The organism is Loktanella sp. D2R18 (assembly GCF_003318235.1).
Classification (GTDB): domain Bacteria; phylum Pseudomonadota; class Alphaproteobacteria; order Rhodobacterales; family Rhodobacteraceae; genus Yoonia.
This window is the reverse complement of record NZ_QOCG01000002.1, coordinates 26,988-50,643: the sequence shown is the minus strand read 5'-3', so window position 1 is coordinate 50,643 and position 23,656 is coordinate 26,988. Positions and strand designations below refer to the sequence as shown.

The following is a 23,656-nucleotide window of genomic DNA, read 5'->3' as shown; positions in this document are numbered from 1 at the left end:
ACGCGTGCGGTTCAGGCGTCCGGTTTCAACCCAGCTGTGCTATTGCTCCCGCACAGGCCTCTGGCCTTTGTAGACTTGCGCTTGCGCCAGATCAAAGCGCGACACGTCGATTCGTTCCAAAAGCAATCAATAGGAGAACGTAACATGCTTGCCATTTCATCAGATAAAATCGCCGAGGTGATTATCCTCGCGCGTGAACTTGACCGGGCGGAAAATGAACTCGACGGGTTTGTGAACCAACTGACCGGCGAAGAACAAATCGCATTGGTCGCGGTGTTTTGGATCGGGCGCGGCAGTTTTGACGCCAGCGAATTGGCCGAGGCACAGCAAACCGCCGCGCGCGAGGCAACAACGCCAACCGCCAGCTATCTCAAAGGATCGCCACATCTGGCCGACCATCTTGAATCTGGGATGGAGGCATTAGGCCTCAACCCAACAGATGCCGAAGAAGACCTATTATAATGTAGGGTGGGTTTTAACCCACCGCCTTTTCAAAGCAGGCACGCGCACGACCCCAAACATCGCGGTCCAACGCGCCTAGCGTCATCAAATGCGGCAATAATTGCGCTGCAAAATCCGCACTGCTTTCGGCAGGCAACATCGACGGCAGGTTATCAATCGCGGTGACATCCAACACCGGGTCATCATGCACACGCAGCGCAGGTGCATCCCAGGTTGTTGTGCGGTCATAAACTTTGATCGGTGAAAAATCGCTATCGGGGTCGCAAGCGATATCGCCAATGACGGTCAGCTTGCGATCCGATGTTTTTGCATCCGCGGGAACAAAGACGGGGGTTCCCGGCCGCGCGAGGATGCAATTCAAGAAAATATCGTGATCTATGACCTCGGGGAACGGGCCACCTGATGCGGTTTCTGCGATGTCCCATTTGGTCACCGCAACACCCATGGCCTCGCACAAATCCGCGCCGCCGGTGCCAACACGGCCCAAAGCCCCGATGATCAGCGCGTTTGGACGTGTCGCGCCAAGACGCGCTTCCAAATCACCCCGCAATGCTGCCGCGTCTGGATAGCTGTGAACCGCAGCCGCCAGTTCACCCTTTTGTTGTGCTGCCCAACACATCAATGATACCGCTGCCCCGGCATAGCCGGCCCAATATCCGAATGCGGCAACCCGGCGCCCATCCGCGTGGGTCAGATATTCCAGATCATAAAGCATACCGCCTCCGGCCTGAAACCGATCCAGCAAGATACGCCCGTCAGGTTGACCTTTATATGCGTGCCCAAACATGATGTGGCTGTGCCGCAGTGGTGTCGTGTCTTCTGGCAATTCTTTCAGCCCAAAGATCATCGCATCCTCAGGTGCGTTCACCCAAGAAAACTCTGGCGCAATGGTGCACCCAACTTCAGCATATTGTGAAATCGGAATGATCCGCTGCTGGCTTTCTTCGACAGTGACCTGAAAACCGTTTGCCAATAGCTGTGCTGCGCCGTCTGGCGTTAGCCCAACCCGATCTTCGTTTGCACGACTTTCCGAACGAACCCATAGATGTACCATAGCGCTCCCCTAAAAATGCGTGATCGCATGGGCGCGATCTGGCTGGTCTAAATGTGGTGCGGCGTTAAAGCTGGCCAATATCGGTCCTTGCGGGATCACATGCACCCGATGAACCGATGTATTCATGATGGGTAACAAGACATGCGCCAGCCGGGTCGGGTCCAGTAGCAACAAATGACGGATAATCATCCCGATCACCCCACCCGATGTGACGCAAAGCACCCGCACACCCGGTTGCGCGGCCTCTTGCAAAACACCGGTCACACGCTCTTCAAACGAGGCAAAGGTCTCAACACCCTGAATTTCCGCGCGGTGCCATGCTTCCATCACCTGTGGAATATGGGCCGCAAATTCTTCAGGTCCAGGCATCGGCACGCCATGCACATCATCAAGAGCCTGGCCGAGATTAAAGTAGTCCATCTCATTTAGGCGCGGATCGATAACCGGATCAGCGAACCCCATGCCCGCAGCCGTTTCACGGTGGCGGCGCAGGCTGCCCGCGATCACCTTGTCAAAGGGCGCTTCCCGGTCGCGCAGGTAATCTCCCAACCAACGCGCCTGCTGGTGGCCCATTTCGGACAGCTTGTCATAGCTTTGTTCGTCGGTCGCACCCGAATTTGCCTGCCCGTGCCGCACAAATATGATCTCGCCCATGCGCGACTCCTTGATTTTTCTAAGACCTACGAGGTCAAATACCGCTTGGCAACGCTCATTGACTGCAACATCGGGTCACGCAGGCGCGATTTGAAAGAAATATTTGCCTACACATTTTTGCGTTCGGCGTTGTTTCGTGAACTGAATGTCAGTTGATAAATACTTTAATGCACAAAGTTCAGCTCTCTTGTGTTCACCTGTGCACAGAACCAACCCATGGGGATGCATCTACGGAATTCAAGAGAGATTTCTGATCACATCGGTCACCATTTTCGTGATCACCCGAGCCCTTTTCGAACGGCCCAATCTACCCGATATCCATTTCATCAACACGGCAAACGAAGTCGCCGCGACAAATAGCAGCGATCTAACATCGCTAAACAAAAGAGAAAAAGGAACACATTATGTCTATCAAATCAATCGCACTTGCCGCCGCAACAATCGCAGCTCTGGGTACAACTGCTTCTGCAAGCAACTACTTTGAATTGGGCGAAAACCTGGACGCAAGTTCCGTACTGGAACTCGGCTTGGTCCGCGCTGACGCAGACGGCGTTGTCGAAATCTACAAAAACGTTGCGGGTGAGCCCGGCGCATTGATTGGCACCGAAACTGTCCACGCTGGCGCAAACAGCAATGTCCGCGTCAATGTCGGCACTGCGCCACAGCAAGACGTGATCGCAGTTCTCAAAGTGAACGGCCAATCCGTTGCTGAGCGTGACTACGACATCGTCCGCTAAGCCGCCAAGCCTCAAATCAAATCGCGACACAGATGTCGCACCGAAAACGAATTAAAGGAATATATCATGTCTATCAAAACAATCGCACTTGCCGCCGCAACAATCGCAGCTCTGGGTACAACTGCTTCTGCAAGCAACTACTTTGAATTGGGCGAAAACCTGGACGCAAGTTCCGTACTGGAACTCGGCTTGGTCCGCGCTGACGCTGACGGCGTTGTCGAAATCTACAAGAGCGTTGCGGGTAAACCCGGCGCATTGATCGGCACCGAAGACGTCCACGCTGGCGCAAATTCCAATGTCCGCGTGAATGTCGGAAAGGCCCCACAACAAGACGTCATCGCCGTGCTGAAAGTGAACGGTCAAACAGTCGCAGAGCGTGACTACGACATCGTCCGCTAAACGCTGAACGCGATTTCCCTCCTCCCACAAAAGGCCGCCTTCTCAACGGAAGGCGGCCTTTTTTCGCGTCGCAGACTTGCTGCGCGATTCTGAACGTGGGACTGTGCCCGAAACGCGAATACCCCAACTGGACAGGTCCTTCTCTATGCCCGCTGATAAGCTGCTTGCCGATGTTTTTGGCTTTGATGCGTTTCGCCCCGGCCAAAAAGACATCGTTGAGGCTGTCACCGCCGGGCAAAACACTTTGGCGATTATGCCAACGGGCGGGGGTAAATCCCTGTGTTTCCAGCTGCCCGCATTGGTCCGCGACGGCGTTACCGTGGTCATTTCCCCTTTGATTGCCCTGATGCGCGATCAAGTGCGTGGCCTGCGCGAAGTAGGCGTCAGCGCGGGTGCACTTACCTCTGGCAACACCCAAGAAGAAACCGACGAAGTCTTTGCCGCACTTGATGCTGGCACGCTAAAGCTGCTGTATATGGCACCTGAGAGGCTCGCTTCAGGCGGCACGGTCAACATGCTGCGCCGTGTTGGCGTGAGTTTGATCGCAGTAGACGAGGCACATTGTGTCAGCCAATGGGGGCATGACTTCCGACCCGATTATTTGCGAATTGGCGATTTGCGCCGTGCGCTTGAAGTGCCCTTGGCCGCTTTCACCGCAACGGCTGATGCCGAAACCCAAGTCGAAATCGTCCAAAAACTATTCGACGGCGCGCAGCCTGCCACGTTCCTACGCGGGTTTGACCGCCCCAACATCCACCTTGCCTTTGCCGCCAAAGACGGACCGCGCGCACAAATCTTGAACTTTGCCGCCGCGCGCAAAGGGCAATCCGGCATTATCTATTGTGGCACACGCGCCAAAACCGAAACGCTTGGGCGTGCCTTGACCGAAGCGGGGCACGTAGCCTGTCATTATCATGGTGGCATGGACGCCGACGACCGCCGGATCGTCGAACGCCGTTTTCAGCAAGAAGACGGGTTGATCGTTTGTGCAACAGTCGCCTTTGGCATGGGGATCGACAAGCCTGATATTCGCTGGGTCGCTCATGCCGATCTGCCAAAGTCTATCGAAGGCTACTACCAAGAAATCGGACGCGCGGGACGTGACGGCGCGCCGGCGGAAACGCTCACGCTGTTTGGACCCGATGATATTCGCTATCGCAGGCAACAAATCGACGAAGGCTTGGCGCCACCGGAACGCCGCGCCGCCGATCATGGTCGACTGAACGCGCTGTTGGGGTTGGCAGAGGCGCTGCGCTGTCGGAGGCAAAATCTGCTCGAATATTTCGGCGAAAACCCTGAGCCCTGTGGAAATTGCGATCTTTGCGACAAGCCTGCCGACATTTTTGATGGCACAACCGCAGTGCGCATGGCGCTGTCGGCGGCCTTACGGACCGAAGAATGGTTTGGCGCGGGACATTTGATCGACATTCTGCGCGGAAATTTGACGGACAAAATCCAACAGCGCGGCCACGATAGCCTGCCCACATTCGGGGTTGGGAAAGAATACGACAAACGCCAGTGGCAGGCGATTTTTCGGCAAATGATGGGGCATGACCTGTTACGCCCGGATCGCGAACGCCATGGGGCCTTGCGGATGACAGAATCTGCCCGCCCGATCCTGCGTGGCGAAGCCAGCATTGAACTGCGCCACGATTCGATCCGCGCCGCGCGTGGCAGCGGCCCAAAGGTCAAGATGCTCGTCAGTGAAGAAGACGCGCCTCTTCTGTCCGCGCTCAAGGCTAAACGTCGATTTCTGGCGGAACAAGCCGGCGTGCCCGCCTATATTATCTTTAACGACCGATCCTTGATTGAAATGGCTGAAAAGCGGCCCATGAATTTGGACGAGATGGCGCATATCGGCGGTGTCGGCGCAAAGAAATTGGAAAGTTACGGACGTGACTTTCTTGAAGTGATCGCTGGCGAGGTCGAACCAATCCACCCTGCCCGCCGCAAACTGGCCGGGCGGGGCGAGGGTGAGGTTTATGATCGTTTGCTCGAAGTGCAGGCCGATCTTACGCGCGGCCCGCATGGGGTCGATAAACCGATGAGCTGCACCGCCGCGATACTTGCTAAAGTGGCGCAAATGCGCGGTGCTGACGCACGGCATTTAGAACAGATCATCGGAGAACGGCACGCCGAACGATTTGGTGATGCGTTTCTCGAAGTGATTGCAAATCGTTAGGACTGCAAGGACGCCCAGAAGCGCCAGCGCTTGACCCCCGCACGCACGCACACTAGCTAGCGCGCAATCTGACAAAGGAATTGACGATGGCGCGCAGACGCAAGGGACGCGATATTTCTGGCTGGCTCGTAGTGGATAAGCCTGCCGGGCTGACTTCTACCGCTGTGGTGAACAAGGTCCGCTGGGCGCTTGATGCCAAGAAGGCCGGGCACGCAGGCACGCTAGACCCCGAAGCGACAGGCGTTTTGGCCGTCGCATTGGGCGAAGCAACAAAAACCGTGCCCTACATCACGGATGCTCTCAAAGCCTATACCTTCGTCGTGCGCCTAGGTCAGGCAACGAATACTGACGACGCCGAAGGCGAAGTGATCGCCACCAGCGATGACCGCCCCGATGACGAAACGATCAAAGCGGCACTTGGCGCATTTATTGGCGATATCATGCAAGTGCCGCCACAGTTTTCAGCCGTGAAAGTTGACGGTGAGCGGGCCTATAAAAAGGCGCGTGAGGGCGAAGAAATGACGCTCGCGGCGCGGCCGCTTTGGGTCGAAGAACTCTTGCTACTCGACCGCCCCGACGCGGATCATGTCGTGCTTGAAATGACCTGCGGCAAAGGCGGCTATGTGCGATCCATCGCCCGCGATTTAGGCGAGGCCTTGGGCTGCAAAGCACATATCAAATCGCTGCGCCGAATTTGGTCTGGCCCCTTCCAAGCTACAGATGGTGTCACCTTGGATCAGGTCGATGCGCTGGCGAAAACGCCCGCGCTCGACGCGTTTCTTCAGCCACTTGAAATTGGGCTTGAAGATCTGCCAGAGGTCCGCTGCCTTGCCGAAAGCGTCGCAAAACTGCGCAACGGCAACCCGGCTTCTGTCATCGCGTCAGGTGTTGAATTTGGTGAAGAGGTTTGGGCTTCGTTCGAAGGCAAAGCCATCGCTGTCGGCACTTATCGCGGTGGTGAAATCCAGCCAACCCGGGTTTTTGTCACGTAAGGTGGATCAAGATCCACCCTACGCCGCTGCATTATGATCATACGCAAACACACCCAAGGCGAGACGCAGTCATCCGCGGTCTATTCCGACTGCGAAAGCTATCGCTATGCGCTGACCCGTAGCTGGGAGCCCGAAAACCCGCGCGTTCTATTCGTCATGCTGAACCCCTCGAAGGCGACAGAAATCCGAAACGACCCCACAGTAGAACGGTGCGAGCGGCGTGCCCGCGCCTTGGGGTATGGAGCGTTTCGGGTGGTAAACATCTTTGCATGGCGCGAAACCAACCCACAGCTGATGCGCAAAGCCGCTGATCCAATTGGCCCCGATAACGATCAATCCCTGCTGGATGCCGTCGATTGGGCGGATCAAATCGTCGCCGCCTGGGGCACCCATGGCGCGCATTTGAACCGTGGCCCCGCTGTTGCAGAACTGCTTTGGGAAACCGGCAAACCGATATCCAATTTGGGCCTGACCAAAGATGGCCACCCAAAACACCCGCTTTATATTCGCTACACACAGTTGCCAGAGTGCTGGTCGCGTTAACCAATCGGTTCGATTTCTGACGCGTTCCGCCTTTGTTCGTGCTAGTCTGACACATCATGAGTCAGTCGACTCAGGTAATGAGCAGGTGCGCTATGTTAGCTATGCTAGGAATTCTGGGTGTCACTATGTCCGCGATCATGCTGATCGACGGCGATGATGAAACAGACGCAGAGCCCGCCAACACGGCGTCCGAGGATGATCCCGGCGACGAAGATGAAGTGCTCACCATAGGCGATTTGGTCGACACGATGGACGAAGACATGGTTCTGTTTTCTGGCGATGCCGATGACAGCGTGTTTGGCGGTCACGGCGATGACTACATCGACGGTGAAGGTGGCGCCGACACTCTCTTTGGCAATGCTGGCGATGATGAACTGCATGGCGGCGCGGGTGATGATCAGTTGGACGGCGGTGAAGGTCGCGATAACCTGTTTGGACACATCGGGGACGATGTGCTTATAGGACAAGCCGGGGATGATAATTTGAACGGTGGCGGCGGCGATGACCAGCTTATAGGAGGAGACGGCAACGACATGCTGCTGGGTTCATTAGGTGATGACGTCTTGATTGGGGGGAATGGTGCGGACACGCTGCATGGTGGATCGGGTGATGACATCATTGACGACAGCGCCGACCAAACCCGCGATTTTCTGAATGGCGGCGCGGGTGACGACGTTTTGTCTGGCGGTATAAATGACGTGCTCAATGGTGGCACAGGAGCAGATCGGTTTTTGTTACACTTAGCGAGTGACGCTATTATCGAAGATTTTAGCCCCAGCGAAGACAGTCTTGAAGTCAACTATTCCGGCACGCCACCGACCCTGAGCACAGCTATGTCAGATGGCGGCTTGGTTCTCTTAGCTGATGGGGTGGCTGTAGCGACGTTGGCAAACGTCTCCGACCTTGATTTATCGGACGTAGTGTTGGTTGCTGAATAAAGCTCTTTTATTTTTGGTGAAATTCTCTTAAACGCAGCCATCCGTGCAAGGAATCGCTTGCCGGACACCTCCAAGGGCCTTTCTGGACGACATCCCGGATCGCGCCATTCACCCTTTTTCACAAGGAGACCCCGATGTCGATTACTGCTGAAGACAAAGCTCGGATCATGAAAGAGTTCGCAATCAAAGAAGGCGACACTGGTTCGCCCGAAGTACAGATTGCTATCTTGTCATCGCGCATCGCGACGCTGACAGAGCATTTCAAGACCCACAAAAAAGACAACCACGGTCGTCGCGGCCTGCTCAAGATGGTTGCATTACGTCGTAAGCTTTTGGACTACACCAAAGCCAAAGACGTCGCACGTTATCAATCTTTGATCGAACGTCTGGGCCTACGCCGCTAAGGTTTTTGGACAATGGGCTATGCGCCCATTCCCAATAATTTGATAGATCATTTAAAACGCCCGTCTGAATGACGGGCGTTTTTTTGTCACTGCTATCACAATGCCTACAAAACTAGCTCGCTTGTGCAAATGGCGTGCTCGGTAGCCGATCTGACCCTCTATCGTCGCCCTCCCCGCTACTAAAGTGGCCTGCAAGTTCCTTCATCTCTCCGGCTTTTTGACGCAACTCAAGCGATGACGTTGCGCTTTCATCAACCATTGCTGCGTTTTGCTGTGTCACGCGATCCAACACAACGATGCCAGAGTTGATCTCAGACAGGCCTGTTGATTGCTCTTCTGCACCGCTCGCGATTTCTTTGATCTGCGCTGAGACCTCGTTAACGCCTGAAAGAACCTCTTCAATGGCCGCGCCCATATCAGATACCAAACCAACACCAATGGCGATATTGTCGTTTGACCCAACGATCAGTCTTCGAATTTCTGACGCACCGTCGGATGAACGCTGCGCCAATGCCCGAACCTCGGATGCAACAACCGCAAATCCAAGGCCCGCGTCCCCTGCCCGCGCGGCTTCTACACCTGCATTGAGCCCCATAGGTTGGTCTGGAATGCGATATCATCCATCAGCTGCACGATATGGCCGATTTGTTCCGATGATTCTTCGATCGTTTTCATCGCACTGACAGCTTCGCGGCGCACATTCTCACCACGTTCTGCTTGCGCACGTGTACCGTCAATCGCACTCGTAATATCACGGGCGCCAGTAGCTGTGGCTTTCACGCTAGTGTTAATTTCATGCATCGCGGCTGCAGTCTCTTCTAGCGTTGCTGTTTGGTTTTCGGTTCGTTGCGAGAGGCTGACAGTATTATCATTGAGCCTTTGCGCATCACTATCAATTTGTTGGGCGTTGTCTTGCAGGTTCCCAACTATTCCGCTCAAAGATCGGACAGTGTTATTAAAATTTGCTCGCAGTTCTTCATATTCAGTCGGGAAACGCTCTCGTAGATTGCAATCAAGCCTTCCTTCGGCCAAACGCGCCAGCGCTTCACCAAGTTTTTGCATAACTTCTGCCTGAGTCTCAACGCTCTTTTGACGTTCAGAAATTGCATCCTTCCCCGCCGCCAGTTCACTCTTAAAGCGTTCCAACGCGCGCGCAATATCCCCCAGTTCGTCGCCAGTTTTTGTCTCTGCAACAATGCTTTCTAAATCACCACCGGACAAGGTCGTTACGCTATCAGACAAGGCGACAATTCGGCTTGTCAGCTTGCTTGCGATCCAGAATGCAAGGGCTGCGACAATAGCTAGCACGATCACCGTTTGAAGGAGTACAAGTGACATCAAATGGCGGGTGGCAGCGTTCGCTTCGGTCAGGTCTTGCTCTAAAATCAAGTGCCATTCTTTTCCAAAAGCATCGAACACCTTTGTATAGGCAATAACCGGTTCACCCGATAGGCCAGTCACCCCTGCCATCATTGTTTCTTCGCTGTATTGCGCAGCTTCAATCTGAGGAAGCGCAGGCAGTGCGTCTAGAATTCCATGCCCGCCAGGTCGCGTCGAACTGGAGCGCGCGGTCCCATCTTCGCCTACAGCATAAATCTGCCCCGTTTCACCCAATACCTCGCTGTCTGAGATAATATGTCCAATTTTATCGGCAGGTAATTGCAGGGCCACAACTCCCAAGCGCGTACCATCAGTGTCAAATACCGGGGCTGCCACAAATTTCGCCGGGGCCTCATTGCTCGGTGCATATGCAGCAAAATCGGTGACATACACTTCGCCATGCGGCATGGACGTGGCTTTTTGAAAGGCCGCGCCAAGATCACTGTTGGAATATTCACCAGACCGGAAGTTCGTCGCAAAATCCAGCTCTTTAAACACGGAGTAGACGAGGTTCCCTTCTAAATCGAAAAGAAACACATCGTAGTATTCACGTTCGTGTTGAAAACTATGAAATGTCTCATGAAACTCTGCATGCGTTTCCGACCATGCGGATCCGTCAGCAGCATCTCTCAATTGATCTTTTTCGCCCGCCGGGTATGGGTTGTTAAAAACGTAGAGCTGCTGAAGCGTTTCTTGTGCGGTTCCATCAAAGGCTTCCCAACCGCTATGAAACCCCTTTAACGCATCGAATGTTGCGTGGTTATCAGCAAGGACCCTAAGATCTACGTTCACTGCCGAAAACCAGACCGTGAGCTGGTTTGATTTCTCATCTAGCAAATTCGTAAAACCAAGTTCGCGCTGAGCGTTAAGCTCGCTTCGTGCTGTGGCAAACGACAACAACGAAAATGCAACCATCAAGGCCAGGGTGGGCACGGCCACAAGAATCGGAAATTTGTGACGTATTTTCATTCTGCGCCAACCATTGCGGCGATTTTTCCCGTTCCAAACTTCCTACATGCTCTACTCTCCAACTGATTTCAGCCATGCGACCAATGCGCTGGGCAAGATAATTAGGTGAAGGTTCCTTAGAATTGATTAAGTAGCGCCAAAAATCGTTGGAGCACCGCGTCACGCACTTCTTGGTTGCAACTATGGGTCGTAGGCCATCGCGGCCTAGGCGTGAGTGGATACTCTTTTCAAATGGCTAAAATTCAGCTATGGCCAGCCAATCTGTCCGGCGCCCGCATTCCAGCGCCTGCCAAAGAAGATACCGGAATGAGGGGGAATACGCCCCCTACGCAAAATGGGCTTCGGCCCGACTAGGAAAACATGATGTTTAACGAAGTAAAAAAATCAATGCAGTGGGGGCAGGATACGCTCACACTCGAAACGGGCAAAGTTGCCCGTCAGGCTGACGGATCTGTCATCGCCACGTTGGGTGAAACCAGCGTTATGGCCAACGTGACATTTGCACGCGCCCAAAAACCGGGTCAGGATTTCTTTCCGCTGACCGTTCACTACCAAGAGAAATACTACGCCGCCGGTAAAGTACCTGGCGGCTTTTTCAAGCGCGAAGCACGTCCAACCGAAAAAGAGACGCTGACATCCCGCTTGATCGACCGTCCAATTCGCCCACTGTTCGTTCCCGGCTTCAAAAACGAAGTTTTGGTAATGTGTACAGTCCTGTCACATGACATGATCAACGACCCAGACATGGTTGCGATGATTGCAGCCTCTGCTGCGCTGACCATTTCTGGCGCGCCGTTCCGTGGCCCAATTGGCGCTTGTCGCGTTGGTTTCGTAGATGGTGAATACATCCTGAACCCAGAAATCGACGACATGCACAACCTGCGTCTGAACCCAGAGCAGCGTTTGGACCTTGTTGTTGCCGGCACCAAAGACGCCGTGATGATGGTTGAATCAGAAGCATACGAACTGTCCGAAGCAGAAATGCTGGGCGCGGTGAACTTTGCACACGAGCAAATTCAGCCAGTTATCGACCTGATCATTGATCTGGCCGAAGATTGCGCGAAAGAGCCATTTGATTTCCAACCAGATGACTACTCTGATCTGTCTGCTGCTGTGAAATCTGCTGGCGAAGACGCAATGCGCGCGGCCTATGCGATCACGGATAAGCAAGAGCGCACAGGTGCGGTTGCTGCTGCAAAAGCCTCCATCATTGACGCCCTGACCGACGAGCAAAAAGAAGACGGCAACTTGGGCGCAGCCCTGAAGAAGCTGGAATCTAATGTTCTGCGCGGTGACGTTGTGAAAAACGGCAAACGGATCGATGGCCGTGCGCTGGATACAATCCGTCCAATCGTTTCTGAAACCGGTATCTTGCCACGAACACACGGATCAGCCTTGTTCACACGCGGCGAAACCCAAGGTCTGGTTGTGACCACATTGGGCACTGGCGACGACGAGCAAATGATCGACTCGCTGACTGGCATGTATAAATCTAACTTCATGCTGCACTATAACTTCCCACCATATTCTGTTGGTGAAGTTGGTCGTGTGTCTGGCCCGGGTCGTCGTGAAATCGGTCACGGTAAACTGGCATGGCGTGCGCTTCAGGCGGTTCTGCCAGCGGCAACTGATTTCCCATACACCATCCGCTTGGTCTCAGAGATCACTGAATCCAACGGGTCGTCTTCAATGGCATCCGTTTGTGGTGGGTCACTGTCCATGATGGACGCGGGCGTACCACTTAAGGCGCCAGTTGCTGGTGTTGCGATGGGTCTGGTCATGGAAGACGATGGCGATTACGCGATCTTGTCTGACATCTTGGGTGACGAAGATCACCTTGGCGACATGGACTTTAAAGTTGCGGGTACTGAAAACGGTATCACGTCACTGCAAATGGACATCAAGATTGCGGGCATCACGTCTGACATCATGTCCAAAGCATTGGACCAAGCGAAAGCCGGTCGTTTGCATATCCTTGGTGAGATGGGCAAAGCCCTGACAGGCGCGCAGGAATTCTCTGTGCACGCTCCGAAAATCGAGACAATGCAAATCCCAACCGACAAGATTCGTGAAGTCATCGGTTCTGGCGGTAAGGTCATTCGTGAAATCGTTGAAACGTCCGGCGCGAAAGTCGACATCAACGACGAGGGTATCATCAAATTGGCCTCTAACGACGCCGAAGCGATCAAAAAAGCCTACGACATGATCCATTCCATCGTGGCAGAGCCAGAAGAAGGCGTGATCTACAAAGGCAAAGTTGTGAAACTTGTCGACTTTGGCGCATTCGTGAATTTCTTTGGCAAACGCGACGGGTTGGTCCACGTGTCCCAAATCGAAAACCGCCGCCTGAACCACCCTTCAGACGTTCTCAAAGAAGGTCAAGAAGTCTGGGTCAAGCTCTTGGGCTTTGATGACCGCGGCAAAGTACGCTTGGCCATGAAAATGGTGAACCAAGAAACTGGCAAAGAAGAAGCACCCGCAGAAGAATAGTCTTCGCTGCTTTGAAATAACAAAGGCCCCGGTGGAAACGCCGGGGCCTTTTGCGGTTTTGGGGCGTGAATACTGTAGGCTTTCAAAGCCGTGTGAACCCCTGATCGCCCTAAATCACTTGATGTGTCCGGTTTGAACCCAAACCTTCCGCAACAATCAGTCTCATCTTTGGTCAATCACATTTGTTGGCTTTCCTCTTGGCCTTATTTTTTGGGAGGCGTCAAGTACACCAATATCATTGATGGCATCCTTAATCGTATTGCACCCAACGAACATTGCTTCAATTTCGGCTGTATCGGAATGGCGTTTCCACCAGCTTGGGTTTTGCAGCGCCAAGCCTCGAACCGTCTCGCAGAATTCAGTCAATGAAAGTTCGCCTGTCTGTTGGAGTTCCATTTCAACGTTGCATTCATCCGACAGCGGGCCAGCATGGGCAACAGTCGAAACTAACTTATCGATTAAAGTCAAAGGTTTGAGGAAGATTTTTTCGACTTCAAACCTACCGCCATCTGAGGAATAGATAATCGAACCCTGGAACTCGCCTCTTAGATAGTAGCCAGAATCATTACCTCGCCACCTTCGGGGACTTGAAAGCCCTGCATGTTTGCCACCCATCACGCTGTTAGGCCCTTGGATAGCAATTGGATAGTTCAATTCTGTTAGGTGCACCGCTTGAACCCTCATGTTGGATCGTTCGGTTTCAACTTACACGTGAGACGTCTTCGTATATAGTCTCTGCCCCACACTAGCCAATTAAAGTATTCAAATTTGAACGGCAATTTCGTGCGCTAAGCAGGTATATACCAACCGCCTCAAAAAGTTATTTTACGCATCGCGACCAGTCTAATCGTTGCCTATCTTCATCAACTCCGCGACAGATAATCCGCCGACACATAGCCCGTAGTTTGCGGCGCGTCCGATAGCGAGACCCGGCACCAGCGTTGTCCGACTTCGGTGACGCATTCATGCAGGTTCAGTGCTGTGCCGTCTGGCAGGCCGACGATGATGTTAAACCCAAGCCCCGGCCCCGCCCGCAGTTTCAGAAGATCATCTCCTGTACCCTCAACAAAGGTACGGCCACCCGACAAGCCGCAACTTGCGACGAACATCAAAGCAAAAGTCATTGAAATTGCACTGCGGATCATGGGCTCACCTCATTCGTTTCCCAATTCATAGACCGAGGCTGCGGTAAATCCTAGGCTGTCTAATCGGTTCATCAAAGGAATAGACACATATTTGCATCCTAGGTGGGGCCCCTCGCCCCAATTTTCCAAATACGGCAATACACGCAAAGCATTCGTCCACCTTTTGTAAAGGTACCACCCGTATCAAACCGACGTACATGTTTATATCGGAGCCTCTATACATGAAAGCCCTTCCCATATTCTGCGCCTTGCTGAGCACTGCAACACCCACCTTTGCACGCGATGTCGGTGACACATCAGTGAACCTCGGGGTCTCGACTTTCGGGGTCAACTTAGAGGCAGCGTATCAGATTAACCCTGCCATTCGGGTCAGAGGTGCGTTGATGGGTGGGATCAGCTTGGACTACGATGAAAACAATGATGACGGCGATTTTTCCGGTACTTTTGACCTTGGTGGGGCAGCATTTCTTGGTGACTATTATCCGGGCCAAAGCGGCTGGCGCATATCCGGCGGATTGTTCTTTTCCAATACAGAGCTTAGTCTAACAGGCACGACAGATATTGATGGGCTTGGTAGCCAATCAGTCACTGCCACGGCAGAGTTCGAAAACAAAATTGCACCAATGTTGAGCACTGGTTACGATCTGGCGTTCGGTCGTGGGTGGTCATTCAATTCGGAAATCGGCGTCATCTTCAACGGCGGCATTGATTTGAATATCATCGCGGACAATTCGGCCATTCAACAAGATGTAGATGATGATACCGACGTGCAGGACGCTAAGGGCGATGCTGATGACATTACCGTCCTGCCCTATATCGGGGTTTCGCTAGGTTATCGTTTCTAACGAACATAAAAAGTGGGCGCAGGACAGTATCCTGCACCCGCTATTCACTGCGGATTACAGTTTGGTTGTGCGCAAGTAAGGTAGCACAGTTGTGAAATCGCCAAATTTTTCTTTCGCATCTTCGTCGCTGACAGATGTCGGGATGATCACGTCATCGCCGATGTTCCAGTTTGCCGGCGTTGCCACACCTTGACCCGCTGAGGTTTGCAGACCGTCCAGCGCGCGCAGCACTTCGGCAAAGTTACGACCAACGGTCATCGGGTAGGTCATAGACAGCTTGAGCTGCTTGTCAGGACCAACGATGAACACGGCACGGACTGTTGCACTATCTGCTGGCGTGCGACCGTCGGGCATATAGGCTTCCGCGGGCAGCATATCGAACGCCTTGGCCATTTCGAGGTTTTCATCGGCAACGATCGGAAAGCCGGCTTTGGTGCCTGCAACGGATTCGATGTCGGTCTTCCATTTCTTGTGCTCTTCCGCGCTATCGATGCTGATGCCCAGAACCTTTGTGCCGCGCTTTTCCCATTCGTCAGCCAATTGTGCGACAGCGCCGAATTCGGTCGTGCAGACAGGGGTAAAGTCTTTGGGGTGTGAAAACAGCACGGCCCAGCTATCGCCGATCCAATCGTGCAGTGAAATTGTGCCGTGATCCGTTTCGACTGTCAGGTCAGGGATAGTGTCATTAATACGTAGGCCCATGTGTGCGCTCCTATTTTGAATTGCGTTGCCTTTTATATAGGCCCGCAAATTCAAATGCGCTATGGTCTGAGCCTGTTTGTCGCAGCTAAAATGGGCACTTCGCCGTGATACGCATCCCCTGTCCACCATCGGGGTGACGAAACTGGAATGTCTCAGAATGTAGCATTAGGCGCGGATAGTCTCGGGCCGGGCCTTCGGCATAAAATGGATCGCCCAAAATCGGATGCCCTAGCGCCAACATATGCACACGAAGCTGGTGTGATCGCCCGGTTTTTGGCATCAGCCGCACGCGGGTCTCGCCATTCCCTTTGCGCTGCACGCGCCAATCGGTCACCGCTTGTTTTCCATTCTCATGGTCAACCATTTGCTTTGGGCGGTTTGGCCAATCGACGATCAGCGGTAGGTCCACCGTCCCAGTCTTTTCCGCCATCTCTCCCCATACACGGGCCACGTAGGTTTTCTTGGTTTGCCGCTTTTCAAACTGCAACCCAAGGTGGCGCTGCGCATGTGGGGTCAATGCAAAAACCATGACCCCAGATGTATCCCGATCCAAACGGTGGATCAAAAGCGCGGTTGGGAAAACGGCCTTGAGTCGCGCCATCAGACAGTCGGCCAGATGCTCGCCTTTACCGGGTACTGACAACAGCCCGCTTGGTTTATCGACTAATACAACCTCATGGTCATCGTGCAGAATGACCAACGGGTCCTGCGGTGGATTATATTCGGTCATTGCGCAGGCACACGATCACCGAAAATGGCAGATCCGACGCGGATATGGGTCGCCCCAAGGGCAATCGCGCGTTCGAAATCGCTGCTCATCCCCATAGACAGGCCCGATAACCCGTTACGCGCAGCAATTTTGGCCAGCAACGCAAAGTGGAGCGCGGGTTCTTCATCCACGGGGGGAATACACATCAGCCCCTTAAGCGGCAGATCAAGCGCGCGCACCTCGGCCACGAAAGCATCCGCCTCTGTCGGCAAAACGCCGGCCTTTTGCGGCTCTTCCCCGGTGTTCACCTGCACGAATAAATCGGGGCAGGACCCTATATCTTGGGCCAGCCTTGCAATCGTTGTGGCGAGTTTAGGGCGGTCAACCGTATGGATCGCCTGTGCCAGTTCCATCGCTTGGCGCGCTTTGTTCGTTTGGAGCGGCCCAATCATATGCAGTTTGATGCCTTCGTATTGCGCACGAAACCGCGGCCATTTTCCCGCCGCTTCTTGGACCTTATTCTCGCCAAAGATTCGGTGACCTTCGTCAAGCACCGCCGCGACCCGTTCATTGGGCTGCACCTTGGACACTGCGATAAGCGTCACATCATCATAATCGCGGCCTGCGGCATCACAAGCGTTGCGCATTTTGTCCTGAATATCGGCAAGGGGCATGTTAAGGCTCCGAAAAATAAGGGTCACGTCACGTTTCAGGCCGAAATAAAGGGGAATCTGGGCGATGTCACCGCCCAAAACACTGTGTGTCCTTGATGCATCATTTCGCACGAACCCGCCAAATAAGGCTCTAATTTGCTTGAGTGTCAGACCCAAACCGCGCAGTTACACATCAATGCTAGGAAAACTGGCATTCTTGGGAATGCAAAACACGAGGGAATAAATCCATGAAAAGCACCCTTCTTACAACAACTGCTCTGATCGCCTTTGGTGGCGCGGCAGCTGCTGAAGTATCTTTCTCTGGCTCAGCAACACTGGGCTACAACGACTCGACTGTTGTTAACGCTACGACGTTCTGGGGTACCACAACAACGGGCCCAGGAACTTTGCTAACACTTTTCGTTGGCGACACACTTGGTGACTCCGAAGGCTTCTACTGGGACGCAAACATCGCCGTCACTTTGTCCGAAGAACTGGACAACGGTCTTACAGCGACTGCAACTTTTGATTTCGACGTTGCTGACGACAACAACGGCGAAACTTTGACTTCTGGCAGCTACGTTCTGTCATTGGAATCTGAAACAGCCGGCCTGTTCTTCGGCGAAACAGCATTCGCTGCTGAAACACACTGGGTTTCTGCTGGCGACATGGAAGCAGATTACTTTTCAGCCGTTGACGGCGAAACAGTTCTGCGCGGCGACGTAACATTCGGTGCTGTTTCCGCATCATTGTCATACACAGTTGCATCCGACGATGGCATACTTGTTGAAGACTTTGGTGTGAACACTGTTGACCAACTTTCTTTCGGTGCAACAGCTGAACTGGGTCAGTTCACAATTGTTGTTGCTTACCAAGAAGAAAGCGACGACCTTGTCTTCGGTTTCTATAACTACTATGCGTCACAAACTGACTATTACCCTGGTGAAGTTTGGGGTCTGTCAGCTAGCGCAACATTCGGTGGCGCAGACATCACAGTTGCATACGCTTCTGATGAGTCAGCTGGCGAAACATCTACAGGTGTGAAAGTTGCCTACCCATTCAGCGACGCAATCACAGGTACTGTTTACTACGTTGCTGAAGATGACGGCACAAACGAAGACAACTACGGTGTGAACGTTGCTTATGCATCTGGCGCAATCTCGGTTACTGCTGACTACCAGTACGACCAAGGCACAGATAAATGGGCTCTTGAAGGCTCATACGATCTTGGCAACGGCATGTCTGTCTTCGCTGGCGTCCTGAACGACAACGAAGGTGACGAAGACTACTACGTCGCAGGTACATACGACCTCGGTGGCGGCGCAGATCTTCTGATTTCTTATGCTGAAGATAATGACAGCGACTGGGAAGACGAAATCGGTACTAACGAATACCAAGAAGGCGCAACAGTTGAAATTAACTTCACTTTCTAAGCGAAGCTAACGTCCAACTTAAGCGAGAGCGGCCCTTTTGGGTCGCTCTTTGCGTTTGTGGGGTGTGGATTTGCGCATAATTGCTTGTGACCCGCCCCGCCCTTCGCTACATATTTCGTCAATGACAAAGTATCCCGGCAAAGGGGAAATGGTTTGACGTCGATGATTACACTTATGCGCGCAGGGATGACGGCCCTGTTGATCGGAACCCTCGCGTCTTGCGGTGGCTCTGTTGCCACCCCAACCCCACGCGGCGCGGAAAACGTTGCGGTGAACCGCTATATTTGGGCGGCATCGCTAGATGTACTGGATTTTCTGCCCGTGCAATCCGCGGACCCGTTCACTGGCGTGATCTCAACCGGATTTGGCACCCCACCTGGCGGTGGCACAGCTTACCGCGCCACGATTCGTGTGATTGATCCCGCACTTGATGCCCGGTCGTTGCAGATCGCCCTACAAACAAGCCGTGGCCCCGTATCCATTGAAACCCAAACCGCAGTCGAGGATGCGATTCTATCGCGCGCCCGACAACTTCGTATTGCTGACGGCGGGCTTTAACCCCTCGGCATATCGCCCGATTATCAAATGCGCCGGGCCCTTTCGCCCGGCGTTTGCATTCTTGAAAGACCCTACCGATGACATCCTACACGCCAGCCGATATCGAAGCGAAATGGCAATCTGCGTGGGCTGACGCCCAGACGTTTCTGGCTGTGCGCAGCGAAGATAAGCCAAAATACTACGTGCTAGAGATGTTCCCATATCCATCAGGCCGCATCCACATGGGCCACGTGCGCAACTACACGATGGGTGATGTGATTGCGCGCTACAAGCTGGCAACAGGGCACAACGTGTTGCACCCAATGGGCTGGGACGCCTTTGGGATGCCTGCCGAAAATGCCGCAATGGCATCGGGTGGTCACCCCAAGGACTGGACCTACAACAACATCGCCGACATGAAGGCGCAGATGAAACCACTGGGCCTGTCCATCGACTGGACCCGCGAATTTGCGACCTGTGATCCCGAATACTACGGCCAGCAACAAGCCTTGTTCATTGATTTTCTGGCAAAGGGCCTGATCTACCGCAAAAAGGCCGTGGTGAACTGGGACCCAATCGACATGACCGTTCTGGCGAACGAGCAGGTCATCGACGGCAAGGGCTGGCGATCCGGCGCAGAGGTTGAACGCCGTGAACTCGTGCAATGGTTCTTTAAGATCAGCGACCATTCCGAAGAATTGCTATCGGCAATTAATAGCCTTGATGACTGGCCCGCCAAGGTCAAATTGATGCAAGCCAACTGGATCGGCAAGTCACGCGGTCTGCAATTCGCGTTTGAACGCACCGATGGCGGCAAGATTGAGGTTTACACCACCCGCCCCGACACGCTGTTGGGCGCGTCCTTTGTTGGTGTTTCGCCTGACCACCCGTTGGCAAAAGAGTTGGAAGCCAAAGACGACAAAGTCGCGGCGTTCTGCACCGAATGCCGCAAAGGCGGCACCACGGCTGAAGCCATCGAAAAGGCCGAAAAGCTAGGATATGATACTGGGCTGACCGTGAAGCACCCGCTTGACGGATCTGAACTGCCCGTCTACATCGCAAACTTCATTTTGATGGATTACGGCACCGGCGCGATCTTTGGCTGCCCCGCGCATGATCAACGCGATTTTGACTTTGCGACAAAATATGGTCTGCCAATCACCGCGACATTCCTGCCAGACGCAGATGCCGACACGGCCCTGACCGAGGCCTATACCCCCACGAAATCTGAAACGGTCACCTACGTCAAAGGATTTTCTGGCGAAACCGTGCAAACCGGTGACGACGCGGTCAACGCTGCCATCGCCTATTGCGAAACAAACGGCATCGGCGCTGGTGTCACAAAATTCCGCCTGCGTGATTGGGGTCTGTCCCGCCAGCGGTACTGGGGTGCACCCATCCCGATTGTGCATTGTGAGGATTGCGGCGCTGTTCCCGAAAAGAAAGAAAACCTACCAATTGAGCTGCCTTATGATGTGACGTTTGACATCCCCGGCAACCCGCTTGACCGCCACCCGACATGGCGCAACTGCACCTGCCCGGCGTGCGGCAAACCCGCGCTGCGTGAAACCGACACAATGGATACATTCGTGGATTCTAGCTGGTATTACGCCCGCTTCACATCGCCCAATGCGGATACGCCGACCAATGCCGAAGATGCTGCGTATTGGATGAACGTCGACCAATATATCGGCGGGATCGAACATGCGATTTTGCACCTGCTTTATAGCCGCTTCTTTGCGCGCGCGATGAACATCACGGGGCACCTGCCTGACAGCGCGATTGAGCCGTTCAACGCGCTATTTACCCAAGGCATGGTGACGCACGAGATCTACCAAACCATCGGCAATGATGGCCGTCCAACCTATCATTTCCCTGAGGATGTCACTGATGGGAAGCTGGCAGATGGCACCGAAGTTGAGATCATCCCATCCGCCAAAATGTCCAAATCGAAAAAGAACGTCGTCGATCCAGATGATATCTTGGCGAAATTCGGTGCCGATACGGCGCGCTGGTTTGTACTATCCGACAGCCCGCCAGAACGGGACGTTGAATGGACGGCGTCAGGCGCTGAAGCCACACATAAACACTTGTCGCGCGTGTTCCGTATTGCGGGTGACATTGCTGCGATGGACGATGCTGCTGGCACCGGCGACGACGATCTGTTGCGCGCCGCGCATAAGGCAATTCACGATGTAACCATGGGCGTCGAAACCTTTGGATTTAACGCCGCGATTGCTAAACTTTACGGATTTACCGCCGTTCTGTCGAAATCCAAGGCGAGTAAGGCTGCCAAATCTGAAGCCATGCGTATCTTGGCGCAACTTATGTCGCCGATGACCCCGCACCTGTCCGAGGAAATCTGGGCTATGCTGGGTGGAACAGGTTTGATCGCGACAGCCCCTTGGCCTGTTGCAGACGACGCCATGTTGGTGGAAGATACCCTTACCATGCCGATCCAGATTAACGGCAAACGGCGCGGTGAAATTCAGGTCGCAGCGGACGCGAGTAAAGACGCGATTGAAACCATCGTCATGGATCACAACGCCGTACAAAAAGCATTGGACGGCGGCACACCCAAAAAACTAATCATCGTACCGGGGCGGATTGTGAACATTGTCATCTAAATTACCATCTCGTCGCCTTGCTATTCTGGGGCTTCTCGCCTTGGGCGGCTGCGGCTTTGTGCCTGTCTACGGGGATGGAACCGGATTACGCGATACGATTGCATTTGAAACTGATGACAGTGTCGCGGGTTACCGGATGCGTGTGCAGCTTGAACAGCGGCTTGGGAAACCGTCTGTGCCGCGCTATGTGTTGCGCGTTACACAGACCCAAGGACGCCGAAGCGCCGCAATTTCCGACGACGGCGACACAACGCGGTATAACCTGACAGGAACGGCCCGCTGGACGCTCAAAGACAGCGCGACGGGCGATCAGCTGGAAAGCGGCGAGGTCGATAGTTTCACTAGCTATTCCGCGACCGGGTCAACGACAGCCACACAAGCTGCAGAAACAGATGCCGCGGCGCGGCTTTCTGTGATACTTGCAGACATGATCGCGGATCGGCTTTTGATCCTTACCCCAAAGCTGGCACCATGAAACTGGCGGGTGCCGCGGCCACAGCCTATTGCCGCAAACCCGATGCGACCCACGCGGGCCTGTTGATTTTTGGTGCAGACCCAATGCGTGTCGCTGAAAAACGCCAACAAGCAATTGCCGCCCTCGTTGGACCATCGGGCGAAGAAGAAATGCGGCTCACGCGTATGGCCGCCGCTGATCTGCGCAAAGATCCCGCGCTGCTAGATGACGCCGTCAAAGCTCAAGGTTTTTTCCCCGGTCACCGCGTCGCCTTTGTCGAAGATGCTACAGATACAGCGGCTAAGGCGATTACATCTGCCTTAGTGGATTGGAAACCGGGCGACGCACAGATTGTTGTGACCGCATCGCAGCTGACCGCAAAATCCACCCTACGCAAATTGTTCGAAAACCACCGCAACGCAATGGCGATTGGGATTTACGATGATCCGCCATCGATGGCGGATATTGAATCGGGACTCAAACAGGCGGGCGTCGCCCAACCTGAACGCGATGTGATGGATGCGCTGATGGCACTGGCGTCGTCACTAGAACCCGGCGATTTCAGGCAAACTTTGGAAAAGGTAAGCCTATATAAACAAGGTGACGATACTCCGCTTACCGTGGCTGAGGTTACATTGAACGCCCCACAGTCAGCCGAGGTTGATGTCGACGATGTGCTCGAGGTCGTGGCGCTTGGCCATGCGGATAAGCTTGGCCCTGTTCTCAGCAGTCTGTACGCTCAGGGGGTAACCCCCGTAACCTTGTGTATTGGTGCGATGCGGCATTTCAGACGCTTGCACGCGGCTGCCTCAGATCCCGGAGGACCTGCGGCTGGTGTTGGCCGTTTGCGCCCACCTGTGTTTGGTCCAAGACGTGATAAAATCGTCCGTCAAGCCAGCCATTGGGGGCGGCCTAGGTTGGAACGAGCACTCACCGCGCTGACGGATGTGGATCTACAACTACGTTCGGCCAGCTCTGCGCCGCAAGGGCCCTTGATGGAACGCGCACTTTTGCGGCTTGCAATGATGGCGCGTCGCTAAACGAAAAAGGCAGGCCCAAAGGCCTGCCTTTCATCAAGATCTTACGATCAAGATTTAGTCTTCTGATGCAGCTGCTGCGATCAGCAGAGCAGCAATAACACCAACAACGATGTATGTGCTGCTGATAGAAGAGCCGGCTGGTGCTGGTTCTTCAACCATAACAACAGGCGCATCCATGACTGGTTCGGACATGCCGCCAGCGTTTGCAGAAACAGCGGAAACAGCCAATGCAGCTGTGGCGGCGAAAGTAGTTGTAAGGCGCATGTCGGTACTCCAATTAATGCACGGGTGGTCTGCCACTTCGTGG

The 23,656-nt window shown here is 53.9% G+C and carries 25 protein-coding genes; 15 read left to right on the top strand and 10 right to left on the bottom strand.

All coding sequences use genetic code 11. From position 1 onward, the window contains the following. Positions 1-144: 144 nt before the first annotated feature. Positions 145-462 carry a DUF3775 domain-containing protein gene (locus DS901_RS00335; RefSeq protein ID WP_113774938.1) on the top strand — a complete coding sequence of 106 codons (318 nt, stop codon included), beginning with the start codon at positions 145-147 and terminating at the stop codon, positions 460-462. 13 nt (positions 463-475) lie between these two features. Here the strand turns inward: DS901_RS00335 and DS901_RS00330 are convergent, their stop codons facing one another. Together DS901_RS00330 and DS901_RS00325 are read right to left on the bottom strand one after the other, a co-directional pair. Next, the gene (locus tag DS901_RS00330) at positions 476-1,516 is read right to left on the bottom strand and encodes a saccharopine dehydrogenase (RefSeq protein ID WP_113774937.1); all 1,041 of its coding nucleotides are present in this window, start codon (positions 1,514-1,516) and stop codon (positions 476-478) included. Positions 1,517-1,525: 9 nt separating this feature from the next. Continuing rightward, the gene (locus DS901_RS00325) at positions 1,526-2,170 is read right to left on the bottom strand and encodes a histidine phosphatase family protein (RefSeq protein ID WP_113774936.1); all 645 of its coding nucleotides are present in this window, start codon (positions 2,168-2,170) and stop codon (positions 1,526-1,528) included. A gap of 404 nt (positions 2,171-2,574) precedes the next feature. On the opposite strand from DS901_RS00325, the gene DS901_RS00320 reads away from it, so the two are divergent. The 7 genes from DS901_RS00320 to rpsO all read left to right on the top strand — a co-directional run bounded on the left by DS901_RS00320 (position 2,575) and on the right by rpsO (position 8,365). Then, positions 2,575-2,907, top strand: coding sequence for a hypothetical protein (locus DS901_RS00320; protein WP_113774935.1), 333 nt, complete (start codon positions 2,575-2,577; stop codon positions 2,905-2,907). Between the two features lie 66 nt (positions 2,908-2,973). After that, positions 2,974-3,306, top strand: a complete 333-nt coding sequence (locus DS901_RS00315; protein ID WP_113774934.1) for a hypothetical protein — start codon at positions 2,974-2,976, stop codon at positions 3,304-3,306. A 145-nt stretch (positions 3,307-3,451) separates the two neighbouring features. After that, positions 3,452-5,488 (top strand): DNA helicase RecQ, encoded by a 2,037-nt coding sequence (gene recQ / locus DS901_RS00310; RefSeq protein WP_113774933.1) that lies wholly within the window; start codon positions 3,452-3,454, stop codon positions 5,486-5,488. An 86-nt stretch (positions 5,489-5,574) separates the two neighbouring features. Next, positions 5,575-6,480 (top strand): tRNA pseudouridine(55) synthase TruB, encoded by a 906-nt coding sequence (gene truB / locus DS901_RS00305; RefSeq protein ID WP_113774932.1) that lies wholly within the window; start codon positions 5,575-5,577, stop codon positions 6,478-6,480. Between the two features lie 33 nt (positions 6,481-6,513). Then, entirely contained in the window at positions 6,514-7,023 is a 510-nt protein-coding gene (locus DS901_RS00300) for a DUF1643 domain-containing protein (RefSeq protein ID WP_113774931.1), read from the top strand. Positions 7,024-7,115: 92 nt separating this feature from the next. Beyond that, positions 7,116-7,961, top strand: a complete 846-nt coding sequence (locus DS901_RS00295) for a calcium-binding protein (RefSeq protein ID WP_258546609.1) — start codon at positions 7,116-7,118, stop codon at positions 7,959-7,961. A 134-nt stretch (positions 7,962-8,095) separates the two neighbouring features. After that, entirely contained in the window at positions 8,096-8,365 is a 270-nt protein-coding gene (rpsO, locus tag DS901_RS00290; protein WP_113774929.1) for a 30S ribosomal protein S15, read from the top strand. A 112-nt stretch (positions 8,366-8,477) separates the two neighbouring features. Here rpsO and DS901_RS00285 read toward each other — a convergent pair whose 3' ends face one another. Both DS901_RS00285 and DS901_RS00280 read right to left on the bottom strand, forming a co-directional pair. After that, the gene (locus DS901_RS00285; RefSeq protein ID WP_113774928.1) at positions 8,478-8,960 is read right to left on the bottom strand and encodes a methyl-accepting chemotaxis protein; all 483 of its coding nucleotides are present in this window, start codon (positions 8,958-8,960) and stop codon (positions 8,478-8,480) included. Beyond that, the gene (locus tag DS901_RS00280; RefSeq protein WP_181820692.1) at positions 8,939-10,678 is read right to left on the bottom strand and encodes a methyl-accepting chemotaxis protein; all 1,740 of its coding nucleotides are present in this window, start codon (positions 10,676-10,678) and stop codon (positions 8,939-8,941) included. Before DS901_RS00280 ends, DS901_RS00285 begins: the two co-directional genes overlap by 22 nt. Before the next feature lie 399 nt (positions 10,679-11,077). Here DS901_RS00280 and pnp point away from each other — a divergent pair, with 399 nt between their 5' ends. Then, positions 11,078-13,204 carry a polyribonucleotide nucleotidyltransferase gene (pnp, locus tag DS901_RS00270; protein ID WP_113775051.1) on the top strand — a complete coding sequence of 709 codons (2,127 nt, stop codon included), beginning with the start codon at positions 11,078-11,080 and terminating at the stop codon, positions 13,202-13,204. Between the two features lie 162 nt (positions 13,205-13,366). Here pnp and DS901_RS00265 read toward each other — a convergent pair whose 3' ends face one another. Together DS901_RS00265 and DS901_RS00260 are read right to left on the bottom strand one after the other, a co-directional pair. Next, entirely contained in the window at positions 13,367-13,888 is a 522-nt protein-coding gene (locus DS901_RS00265) for a hypothetical protein (RefSeq protein ID WP_113774925.1), read from the bottom strand. A 179-nt stretch (positions 13,889-14,067) separates the two neighbouring features. Then, positions 14,068-14,349, bottom strand: a complete 282-nt coding sequence (locus DS901_RS00260) for an SH3 domain-containing protein (RefSeq protein ID WP_113774924.1) — start codon at positions 14,347-14,349, stop codon at positions 14,068-14,070. 221 nt (positions 14,350-14,570) lie between these two features. On the opposite strand from DS901_RS00260, the gene DS901_RS00255 reads away from it, so the two are divergent. Continuing rightward, on the top strand, positions 14,571-15,194 hold the full coding sequence (locus DS901_RS00255; RefSeq protein ID WP_113774923.1) for a hypothetical protein: 624 nt from the start codon (positions 14,571-14,573) through the stop codon (positions 15,192-15,194). Between the two features lie 54 nt (positions 15,195-15,248). Here DS901_RS00255 and DS901_RS00250 read toward each other — a convergent pair whose 3' ends face one another. The 3 genes from DS901_RS00250 to DS901_RS00240 all read right to left on the bottom strand — a co-directional run bounded on the left by DS901_RS00250 (position 15,249) and on the right by DS901_RS00240 (position 17,279). Further along, the gene (locus DS901_RS00250; protein ID WP_113774922.1) at positions 15,249-15,896 is read right to left on the bottom strand and encodes a peroxiredoxin; all 648 of its coding nucleotides are present in this window, start codon (positions 15,894-15,896) and stop codon (positions 15,249-15,251) included. Positions 15,897-15,981: 85 nt separating this feature from the next. Beyond that, the gene (locus DS901_RS00245; protein WP_113774921.1) at positions 15,982-16,626 is read right to left on the bottom strand and encodes a pseudouridine synthase; all 645 of its coding nucleotides are present in this window, start codon (positions 16,624-16,626) and stop codon (positions 15,982-15,984) included. Continuing rightward, positions 16,623-17,279, bottom strand: coding sequence for a YggS family pyridoxal phosphate-dependent enzyme (locus DS901_RS00240; protein ID WP_113775050.1), 657 nt, complete (start codon positions 17,277-17,279; stop codon positions 16,623-16,625). Before DS901_RS00240 ends, DS901_RS00245 begins: the two co-directional genes overlap by 4 nt. 227 nt (positions 17,280-17,506) lie before the next feature. On the opposite strand from DS901_RS00240, the gene DS901_RS00235 reads away from it, so the two are divergent. The 5 genes from DS901_RS00235 to holA all read left to right on the top strand — a co-directional run bounded on the left by DS901_RS00235 (position 17,507) and on the right by holA (position 23,349). Further along, positions 17,507-18,691 carry a porin gene (locus DS901_RS00235; RefSeq protein ID WP_113774920.1) on the top strand — a complete coding sequence of 395 codons (1,185 nt, stop codon included), beginning with the start codon at positions 17,507-17,509 and terminating at the stop codon, positions 18,689-18,691. Between the two features lie 153 nt (positions 18,692-18,844). Further along, positions 18,845-19,249, top strand: a complete 405-nt coding sequence (locus DS901_RS00230; RefSeq protein WP_404932326.1) for a DUF3576 domain-containing protein — start codon at positions 18,845-18,847, stop codon at positions 19,247-19,249. A 77-nt stretch (positions 19,250-19,326) separates the two neighbouring features. Further along, positions 19,327-21,855: a leucine--tRNA ligase gene (gene leuS, locus DS901_RS00225; protein WP_113774918.1), complete on the top strand. Its 2,529-nt coding sequence runs from the start codon at positions 19,327-19,329 to the stop codon at positions 21,853-21,855. Further along, the gene (gene lptE, locus DS901_RS00220; RefSeq protein WP_258546608.1) at positions 21,845-22,330 is read left to right on the top strand and encodes an LPS assembly lipoprotein LptE; all 486 of its coding nucleotides are present in this window, start codon (positions 21,845-21,847) and stop codon (positions 22,328-22,330) included. The genes leuS and lptE overlap by 11 nt, the downstream gene beginning before the upstream one ends. Beyond that, a complete protein-coding gene (holA, locus tag DS901_RS00215; RefSeq protein ID WP_113774917.1) occupies positions 22,327-23,349 on the top strand; it encodes a DNA polymerase III subunit delta in 1,023 nt (340 codons plus the stop codon). Before lptE ends, holA begins: the two co-directional genes overlap by 4 nt. 54 nt (positions 23,350-23,403) lie before the next feature. Here holA and DS901_RS00210 read toward each other — a convergent pair whose 3' ends face one another. Then, complete coding sequence (locus tag DS901_RS00210; RefSeq protein ID WP_113774916.1) at positions 23,404-23,613, bottom strand: hypothetical protein; 210 nt, start codon at positions 23,611-23,613, stop codon at positions 23,404-23,406. Between the last annotated feature and the right edge of the window lie 43 nt (positions 23,614-23,656).